The following is a 6719-nucleotide window of genomic DNA, read 5'->3' on the forward strand; positions in this document are numbered from 1 at the left end:
CATTGTGGGCAAGGTTCAAACAGGTGTGCGATAGACCTGACAGCGGCGCGGAATCGTTCTAGAAGAGCGGCTTCGCTTGGGCTCTTCCAGCCTCGTTCGCGTCCTCCTTTACTTGATCATGCCAGCCATCTCCTCGCAAAAACCCTATCGCGTCGGCCGCTCCAAGACCGGGCTCGGCCTCTTCGCCACCAAGCCGATCAAGAAGGGCACCCGGATCATCCGCTATTTCGGACCGATCCTAGATTCGCGGATCCCCGAGCAGGACGACATCGAGAATAAGTACCTGTTCGAGCTCAATGGCCGCTGGACCATCGACGGTTCGGTGCGCAAGAACCTCGCCCGCTACATCAACCACTCCTGCCGGCCCAACGCCGAGTCCGACGTCCGGCCGCGCGAGCGCAAGGTCTTCATCCGCGCCATCAAGAACATCGAGCCGGGCGACGAGATCAATTACGATTACGGCACCGACTATTTCAAAGCCTATCTGAAGCCGATCGGTTGCAAGTGCGAGTCTTGCGAGAAGAAACGCAAGAAGCTGCGCGCCGAGGCGCGGGCCGAGCGCGCCAAGGTGAAGGCGCGCACGGAGCGCAAGGCGCAGAAGGGGGGCGCCAAAACCGCGTCCGTGAAAAAGAAGAAGCTGAACGGCAAGCACTTTGCCGGCAAGGTCGGCCGCGCCAAGGCGTAGCCGAGGCGCGATGGCCGCGACTGATGCGCGGCCAAGCCCGGGCCTCAAGCCGCCACAACGCTCGCACTTCTCCGCAATCCCACATATTGCAGCTCGGCGAACACGCCGGTGGCGATCGCCTGCGCGACGACCATGAGCGCGCCGGCAAGATTCGGCGACACCGCGCCGGAGAGCAGCAGCGCAATGCTGCCGACGGTCCAGGCCGCATTGCCGATCACGACCAGCAGCACGAGCGCCTTCGCCACCGAGGCCCGTGATGTCAGCCAGCCGACCAGCGCGGCGTAGGCGATCAGGAACAGGCCGGTCTCGCGCAGCAGCACTTCGGGCAGGTTGAACAGAGCAGCGAACGCGCTCGCGCCGAAAGTGAAGCCGAGGGCGGCAACGCCGCTGAAGATGGCGTCGGCCAACAGGGCGCGGCGCAGGAAGGTGGAAGCGTCGATCATCAGAGGTCTCCATGGTTGGGGTGGGCTCGGGGTGAAACTCAGTGCCATGCGCGCCACCAGGCGCGGAGCAGGCGGGCGATGCGGAACGGACAAAGGCTCCTGCCGACGCCGTGCTCGAAGGCTGTAACCTGCGCGAGCACGTAGTCGCCGGTCGAATGCACCAGCGGCTCCGGCATGTTGAGGCTGCGCGCCAGCATCCGCGTTGCGAAGGCCGTGGCCCAGGGAACAAGGTGGTCTGCGACGGTCCGGTAGAGCAGCAGCGCGATCATGGTCATCTCCTGTCGCCACTGAAGATGCGCCGGCCCGCGGGCCAATTCGATTACCTCGTGGGTAAGAAAGGCGCCTATTCAAGACGGTTCTAAATTGTTCGACGCTATTCGCGAGGTGCACAAAATCCCTTGAAAAACAAATGCTTCTACGTACATCGGTGTTCGTCACTGTTTGTTCTCATACGCTCCTAGTCATCCGATTTGTTGGCACTTTTGTTGGTATCTGTTGGTACCGGAAGAACAAACGTTCTTGGCAACTTTCGATATTCCGAATAAAAGGAAATCCAAAGCAGATGGCACGCAACAAGGAGGAGCACGCCGCTCCCGAACAGATCAGGACCGATGTCGACTGCCGCGTCGCCCGACCGAAGTTTGAGAACGGCGCGTGGAGAGCCACCAAGATTTCGGACGTGACTGGCGGCGGTCTCTATCTCTTGATCACGCCAGACCCGAACAGGCCGGGCAAGGCCGGCTCCAAGCTCTGGCGGATGGCCTATCGCTTTCACGGCAGGCAGAAGACCTACTCCATCGGGTCTTACGGAAACGGCAACGATGGCACCGTCTCGCTCGCCACAGCCCGCCAGAAACGTGACACCGCAAAGGCCCTGCTCGCACAAGACAGGCCGGTCGATCCCTCAATCGAAAAGCAATTCGAACGGCATCGCCAGGCAGCTGAACGCCCATTCGGCGCGTGGATCGACGAATGGCTTGCCGAGAAGAAAACCGAGAAGATCAAACGTGGCAGGCTTGTCACCGTGCGCAGTCCCGAAACCATCGCGCTACTCGAAAGATGGGCCGGCTACCTGAAGGATCGTTTCGGCAAGCTCTACCGGCCGGACATCAAGCGTCCTGACGTGCTTGCCTTCTTTCGGGCGATGCAGGCTGAGGGTAGGTTAGAGACCCGTGACCGGGTCCACAGTATCGGTGAGCAAGTCTGCGACTACGCCGACCTCGAAGGCGACGGCTACAATCCGTTCCGTGCCTGCAAGAAGCAACTCAGTGTCCACGTCTCGACACCACGCCCTGGCGTCACTGAGCCGCAGGATGTGGTTCGTCTCTTCAGGCTAATCATGCCGCCTTGGGAGAAGACCAGATTTGGCGATGTGGTCGGTGATGCCCTCCGGGTCAATGCGTTGACGGTCCCTCGACCCGGCATGATCAACGACATGGAATGGACCGAAATCGATTGGGATGCCAAGCGCTGGACCATCCCGGCGGCAAAGATGAAAACCGGATGGGACCATGTCGTGCCGCTGTCGCGGCAAGCCTTCACGATCCTACAGCGCGTGCAGCAGATCACCGGCAGTCGGCGCTACGTTTTCGCTTGTGCCAAAGACACACCGCTGTCCAGCAGAACGCTCTGTCATCGGCTGCGAACGCTCGGCATCGACACCAAGACCGAACATTGCGCCCATGGCTTCCGCACCACGTTCTCGACCCTTTGCCATCATGAGGAGGTCAATGAAGCCAAGGCGTGGGACAGCGATGTCATCGAACTACAGTTGGCGCATCTCGAAAGCGACTCTGTAAAGGCGACTTACAAACGGCATGGACCGCTGGCATTGATCGGTTCACGCACCAAGCTGATGCAGCATTGGGCGGACCGGATCGACAGCTTTGCTGATCCAAAAAAGATTGTACCGATCGAGGTAACCCATGAAAGGTTGGCGAACTAGCTAGGTTAGAGCGCATCTCTTCATCCGCTCGGCTCGATGCGAGGGAGGCTCATATGATAGGCGTCGATCGAAGCGGCATCAACCATGGTCTGGCCCTCCATTTTGTAGGCGATGATTTTTCCCTTCTTGATTAGCTCGTAGGCCTTGGTCCGACCGAAACCGCCGCGCTCCAACGCCTTCTTCAACGGAATTAGAGTCCTTTTCTGAGGGGGCCCGTCTGTCGTTGTCATTGAAACCTTCCTCGTGTTCGACTGTTCATCCTTGTCCGCCGCCCAAGTCGGGACCGACATCGCGGTTCGCGCAAAAGCAAGCCGTCATCGTGCTTTGGAGCAGCGCGCCTGTCATCCGCCTCTGTGAACTTGGTTTCGACAGCCAGGTTCGCGATCGCAAGAGATGACGAATCCAACGGAAGAAGGCTCTGCGTCAATTCATGCAATCACAGCGTTGGCTCGTCATTCTAGTGAAAGTAAAGAAAGCTTCGAGCATTATGAGGTAACTGAAGGAGCCGAGCCTCATTGTGAGCCAGTGAGAATAGGAGAAGAAGAGATGGATCATTTTCCGGTGACTGGCTTTTTGCGTCATCTATTGGTGTGACCCCCTCGAAGAGTGCCTTGCTGAAGAAGCAACCGAGCTGCGCAAGGTGGCGGCAACGCTTGCCCCTGGTCCCGAGCGCGATAGCGTGCTGCGGAAGGCCCGCCAGGACGTAACCGCCGCGCACGTGACCGAGCGGCTCAATTCGCCCGGCCTCAAGCCGCCGACTTAAGCGCTGCCGCTGTGCGGAAAGAGCTGATCGAAAGATGCCGCAAGAGAGCGAAAGATTGCCGCTCAAACGCTAGGTACGCCCGAAGCGACTTTGATGAAGCTGCGTGGCTGGACCTCGCTGACGACTGGACCAGACTGGCGGAAGCCCTCGAGCACGAGGACGATCCCAAGTGGACCAACTGAACGACGGCTAATCGGACCTCCGACAGCCAGTGGAGCACGGTTATGCCGATCTTGCGTCTGATCGCGAACACCAATTTCACTCCCAAGCAACAACCCATTCTTCAACTGGCCTTCAATCATGCCTTGAGGAAGCTCGGCCTGATAGATCGTAACGATCCCGTTTGTGAACTTGTCGCCAGGAGAATGATTGAACTTCACAAGCGCGGCGTCACTAGCGCCCCGAACTGACAGTCCGAGAAGTCGGGCCGGGTGGAGAGTGACACTCTAATCGTCCCACACGCGCTCTCCACAACTGCAGCTAAACAGGCGAACGGACCGGCCCTTACTAGGATCGAGGACCGTTTGGACTAGCGTAGGGATGGTCCGGCACTTAGCGCACTTTGGTTCTGGGACATTCTTTTCAGATTCTGGGTGATTATTTTCAGCTTCTGACATCGGCGGTGTGTAGCACGATCGATCCCCGGAGGGGAGTGGACGGTTAGCGCCCTTTGAGGCTAGGCTTCGGAACCTTTCAGGAGAGCACAATGCAACCTTTTCCATCGTCTTCTTCGGTTGGCTCGGCGGCCTGGCTGCCTTCATTGTCCTCGAAGGTTGCCTGCTTGCGGTCGATTGGCTGGTACCGAGCAAGGACGATGCTGCGGCCGTTGTCCGCTGGCTTGACGAAACTGAACATGCGGCACAGAGGGAGTGAACATGTCGTTTTTGCTCCCCTTTCGGTGAAGGCCTGATTGGTCCGCTTCTAGCCCTTAGCTGACTTTCGCTCTTGGTCTCGCACTGTCCGCTTTCGAGAGTTGAGCCGATATTGGCGATGCGAGCTGCCGAGGGCGGCTTGTGGCCTTCAGCGACATTGGAAGATTGCTGCTTACATCAGGCGGCGGCCGAGTACACGGCCTAGTCATCCAGTTTTTCGGACGTGATCGCGCCGGTCTTGGCATCGGCGTGAAATTCCATTCTCTGGCCATTCTTGACGCCTTCACCTTCCCATCGGCCGTCGTCGGCTTCTAATTTGGTCACCTGCGTATAGCCTGACTTGAGAGCCTTCTCGATCACTTCCTGAGCTGGCATCCAGTCCGGTCCCGGCTGATCGGCTCTCGCGAAATCCACCGCACCGAATGAAAGGGTGATGGCGAAAATAGCAGCCGCTCTATTCATGACAAAACTCCTGTTATCTTACCGAGCCTCACTTCTTGTTCGATTTTTTCTTGGCTTTCGACTTTTCCTTAGCCTTGAGCACGTCCGCTTGGCTGCGATAAGCCTTGGCCATATTTAGGAAGTTCTGCGAGAGTTCGGCATCAGAGTAGGCCAGCGCCATACGCTCAGCCGTTTTTGCCTGTTTCCGGAAAAACTTGGCTTGCTTCACCATCGCGCGCTCCGCCCCTCGCAGGAGTTCGAGAAAGCTTGTTGAGGCCGGGATCAATGGCACGATACCGCAGAAATCATAACACCAGGACGGGCCGAATGGGAATGGGATTATTTTCCGGAGGTGTAGCCTGCCATTTTGTCAGCTTTGGCAAGACGAGGGCGGGCAGCAATCCGAGTATCGGATGACGATCAAAAGCCGCAACAGCAGCAATGCCGAACGACTCGCTAGTCATTTGCGTGGCCTGCCGGAGGTTGTTGAGTTTCGCATTACGCCCACCTGCGACTAGGACCCTTGAGCCGTTCCGGCGCGGTCTGGATGTCAGCTATTAGCCCCCTGGCCATGCATTGTCCGCTTCCGGGCGGTGAGTGGAATAGCATCGTGGAGTTGCCCAGGGTCAGCCTTTGACCCGTAGCGGAACTCGCGTTTCCTGTGTTCGCCGAGCCTGTTGTGCTCACCGATAGGCGCGTTGTGACGCAAGCTCGCATCTGACGCCTACGGCGACGGATTGCTGCTCAACCACATCCTCGCTCTGGGCAGCGATGCAAGAAACAGCACGATGCAGACACACAACAGGACGATATCCTTGAACAGGAACTCGCCCGCCAAATTCCAAGCCATCGGATCGGACGACAGGCTCCACGTTACCACGCCGGGTGTCGTGAAGAAGAATGACCACGTGATGGCAAACGTAACAATGCCAAAAAACGAGCCAACAGCCGAGAGCATTGGATTGAACGCACCTGCCACGAGCAGTGCCGCAATCACAAACTCCGTTACGCCAAGGAAATAAGCCTCACCTCTCAAGCCGAGCACGGATAGCCAGGAGATGAAAGGACTGTTGATGATGAATTCGGCGATACCTTGTGCTGACTGAGGTGTAAACTTCTGCATTCCAAACGAAACGAAGATGATCACCATGACCCATCGCAAGAGGGCCAGCACCTTGTATGGTCCCGAACCGGTCTCGGCAACATTGAACGCTTCCTTCATCTATCCCTCGCATTCGATCAGCGCGCTGTGATCTTCCTCGTCACAGGCTACTGGCTAATACGCAGGCTCGATTGGCTCGTTACGCGCGGGTCGTTCGACGAAGGGTCACGATTTTGTGCGGATCAGGTGGGAATAGAAGTACGCCACGACCCGTAGAGCGGACCGCTTCTGGCCCTTAGCCGAACCATGGTAATCACGTCGTGATGTCCGTTATCGTCGGTAGAGCAGACGTGGGGCCGCGCTCGCCCGACGACCGCTTGTGACCCTGGCTGTGTGAAAACGCTGCGCTTGATGTGATTCGCGCGATATGATTCCCGCACGATTTGCGGGGGGCTGGAATGAAGCGCT

11 protein-coding genes are annotated in these 6719 nt (G+C 58.1%); 4 read left to right on the forward strand and 7 right to left on the reverse strand.

All coding sequences use genetic code 11. The features are described from left to right. Positions 1-118: 118 nt before the first annotated feature. Entirely contained in the window at positions 119-685 is a 567-nt protein-coding gene (locus GGD67_RS29770; RefSeq protein WP_179737852.1) for an SET domain-containing protein, read from the forward strand. 44 nt (positions 686-729) lie between these two features. Here the strand turns inward: GGD67_RS29770 and GGD67_RS29775 are convergent, their stop codons facing one another. Continuing rightward, positions 730-1128 carry a hypothetical protein gene (locus GGD67_RS29775; protein WP_179737854.1) on the reverse strand — a complete coding sequence of 133 codons (399 nt, stop codon included), beginning with the start codon at positions 1126-1128 and terminating at the stop codon, positions 730-732. A 38-nt stretch (positions 1129-1166) separates the two neighbouring features. Then, positions 1167-1397, reverse strand: coding sequence for a hypothetical protein (locus GGD67_RS29780; RefSeq protein ID WP_177237518.1), 231 nt, complete (start codon positions 1395-1397; stop codon positions 1167-1169). Positions 1398-1690: 293 nt separating this feature from the next. Between GGD67_RS29780 and GGD67_RS29785 the strand changes: the two genes are divergently transcribed. Next, entirely contained in the window at positions 1691-3073 is a 1383-nt protein-coding gene (locus GGD67_RS29785) for a tyrosine-type recombinase/integrase (protein ID WP_179737856.1), read from the forward strand. 20 nt (positions 3074-3093) lie between these two features. On the opposite strand, the gene GGD67_RS29790 is transcribed toward GGD67_RS29785, so the two are convergent. Next, complete coding sequence (locus GGD67_RS29790; RefSeq protein ID WP_246784331.1) at positions 3094-3258, reverse strand: helix-turn-helix domain-containing protein; 165 nt, start codon at positions 3256-3258, stop codon at positions 3094-3096. 208 nt (positions 3259-3466) lie between these two features. On the opposite strand from GGD67_RS29790, the gene GGD67_RS29795 reads away from it, so the two are divergent. Both GGD67_RS29795 and GGD67_RS29800 read left to right on the forward strand, forming a co-directional pair. After that, the gene (locus tag GGD67_RS29795) at positions 3467-3667 is read left to right on the forward strand and encodes a hypothetical protein (RefSeq protein WP_179737860.1); all 201 of its coding nucleotides are present in this window, start codon (positions 3467-3469) and stop codon (positions 3665-3667) included. Positions 3668-4060: 393 nt separating this feature from the next. Beyond that, positions 4061-4246 carry a hypothetical protein gene (locus GGD67_RS29800; RefSeq protein WP_179737862.1) on the forward strand — a complete coding sequence of 62 codons (186 nt, stop codon included), beginning with the start codon at positions 4061-4063 and terminating at the stop codon, positions 4244-4246. A gap of 283 nt (positions 4247-4529) precedes the next feature. Here the strand turns inward: GGD67_RS29800 and GGD67_RS29805 are convergent, their stop codons facing one another. The 4 genes from GGD67_RS29805 to GGD67_RS29820 form a co-directional block, all read right to left on the reverse strand. Continuing rightward, positions 4530-4691 (reverse strand): hypothetical protein, encoded by a 162-nt coding sequence (locus GGD67_RS29805; RefSeq protein ID WP_179737864.1) that lies wholly within the window; start codon positions 4689-4691, stop codon positions 4530-4532. Between the two features lie 218 nt (positions 4692-4909). Beyond that, positions 4910-5170 carry a PepSY domain-containing protein gene (locus GGD67_RS29810; RefSeq protein ID WP_092262643.1) on the reverse strand — a complete coding sequence of 87 codons (261 nt, stop codon included), beginning with the start codon at positions 5168-5170 and terminating at the stop codon, positions 4910-4912. A gap of 28 nt (positions 5171-5198) precedes the next feature. Next, positions 5199-5381 carry a hypothetical protein gene (locus GGD67_RS29815; RefSeq protein ID WP_179737866.1) on the reverse strand — a complete coding sequence of 61 codons (183 nt, stop codon included), beginning with the start codon at positions 5379-5381 and terminating at the stop codon, positions 5199-5201. Between the two features lie 492 nt (positions 5382-5873). Beyond that, on the reverse strand, positions 5874-6371 hold the full coding sequence (locus GGD67_RS29820) for a YkgB family protein (RefSeq protein WP_179737868.1): 498 nt from the start codon (positions 6369-6371) through the stop codon (positions 5874-5876). Between the last annotated feature and the right edge of the window lie 348 nt (positions 6372-6719).

It is taken from the genome of Bradyrhizobium sp. IAR9, assembly GCF_013408065.1.
Lineage (GTDB): Bacteria > Pseudomonadota > Alphaproteobacteria > Rhizobiales > Xanthobacteraceae > Bradyrhizobium.